Source organism: Vibrio sp. Isolate23 (assembly GCF_022398095.1).
Lineage (GTDB): Bacteria > Pseudomonadota > Gammaproteobacteria > Enterobacterales > Vibrionaceae > Vibrio > Vibrio coralliilyticus_A.
On sequence record NZ_JAKEUV010000026.1, the window covers coordinates 1 to 1,024 of the forward strand.

Genomic DNA, 1,024 nt, shown 5'->3' on the forward strand with positions numbered 1-1,024 from the left:
GGGGCGGCGTTGGGTGCGCTAAGTGGTGGAATCGGTGCAGCTGCTGGAGCAGGAGCATCCACTGCGACTAAAATTGCGGTGGAAGCGATAGACACGGTAGTCTCAGCGGGAGCGGAGTTTGGTATTAATGTTGCGATGGGCAACAGTGTTGAGAAGTCTTTGCAGATGGCGGCTGTTGGTGCTGCGATAGGCGTAGCGAGTACATCGGCAGGAATTGGAGTGGGTAAAATTAAATCCACATCTAATAAGGTTGCGCCACTGCCAGTAAAGAATATTCTTTCTGTTCAACCTACTGATGATGTATTAAATGTGGCATGGGGTAAGGGTGGTAATGTTAATGCGAAGCTATCGGGAGGGAAAATTACAGCAGGGACAGAAATGCAACTTCAGTATCTTCCGTACTCGCCCAACCGTATTAGAACTTTAGAGTTACTGAATGATCCCAAATACAACTATATGACCACAAGTGAGCTAAGTGGTTGTGGTTTTCTCATTAATAAAAGCAAAGCGGGTACTTCAGTCGCTCATATTGATGGGGGGAAATACTCTAATAAAAGCATGAATAAGATCGCTGACCGGACGGGGAGTACCTTATTTAACAGTAGCAATTATGGGGATGGGAGGGCTATGGTGGCGGGTATAAATGATAAGTCAGGAGGATGGCAGTTTTTTGCTCAAAATAGGGATTACGCAGGGAAATTGATTGGCCATATTTACCCAATTATATAGCGAAAATCGGTTCTGCCGTAAAGTTTTGCTTTCTAGGTTTTGAACGATGAGACGTGGTGTTAATAGTTCTCAACTGGAACAACATCATTTGCTAATCGGTAATAGTATGCAGAGTGTAGTCGCTGAACTATCAAAAACTCAAGAAAGTGAATCCCGCCAAGCATTGATGAAAACATACAGCCCTTATGGGGAAGAGGATTTATCCTAATGAAAAAGCGCCATCATCAGAATACACAACAAACAAGCTCATTTGAGTTTAACCCCAGTCGAAGAAAATTTGTTAAAAATACGTCAG

General features: G+C 43.6%; 1 protein-coding gene and 1 pseudogene. Both read left to right on the forward strand.

The features are described from left to right. A pseudogene (locus L1D31_RS22405) lies at positions 1 to 729 on the forward strand (hypothetical protein); the annotation flags it as partial. A 46-nt stretch (positions 730 to 775) separates the two neighbouring features. After that, positions 776 to 937: a hypothetical protein gene (locus L1D31_RS22410; RefSeq protein ID WP_239839144.1), complete on the forward strand. Its 162-nt coding sequence runs from the start codon at positions 776 to 778 to the stop codon at positions 935 to 937. Positions 938 to 1,024: the final 87 nt, after the last annotated feature.